General features: G+C 60.3%; 1 protein-coding gene. It reads right to left on the bottom strand.

Annotated elements, in window-relative coordinates:
- Positions 1-64: 64 nt before the first annotated feature.
- Positions 65-632 (bottom strand): integrase core domain-containing protein (locus AC3WVS_RS31245; RefSeq protein WP_492321735.1); only part of this gene is annotated, 568 nt, incomplete at its 5' end.

Genomic DNA, 632 nt, shown 5'->3' with positions numbered 1-632 from the left:
TGTACAGACCGGAGACATGGGTAACAGGTGTTCGGAGACATAGGTGACACGTGACCTGCGCGCATCATGATGCGCGCAGGTCAAGTTCTCCGATCTCAAAGCGGCTGAACCACACGCGGTAGCAGCCGTCCTGCGCCGTGGGTCGCAAGGCAATGCGCTGGCCGATGAACGCTTTGCCAATCTTAAAGCGCCGCCGGCCCACTGCAATGCGCGCGGACCTGTCAACTTTATAGACCTTGTCACAAGACAGGTACTCGGCGGCTGGCAGCATCTCCGGATATGCAATGACGCTGGCACGATAGCGCTGCATGGGCACCGCCATGCCCAATGCTTCGTGCGGGCGCTTGCCGTTATAGGTTTCGCGATAGCGGTCGAAGACGCGCTGCGCTTCGTCGTTGTCCGCAAAACGCCGATGCTGCAATAGTTCGACCTTGAGGGTGCGATGAAACCGCTCGTCCTTGCCTTGGGTCTGGGGGTGATATGGCCTTGAGTGGCTGACTTCGATGCCCAGCTGCATCAGCCAGACCGTCAGCGCCGTATAGCCCAGGCCTTCGGAATCGCCGCCCCATGGCGGACCGTTGTCCATCGTCATGCGGTGCGGCAAGCCGTAGCGGCGAAACGTCGCAATCAAC

The organism is Cupriavidus sp. CPT47-8839-RL05A (assembly GCF_058792255.1).
Note: the sequence above shows the minus strand (reverse complement) of the source record. Positions and strands in the feature narration are given on the sequence as shown.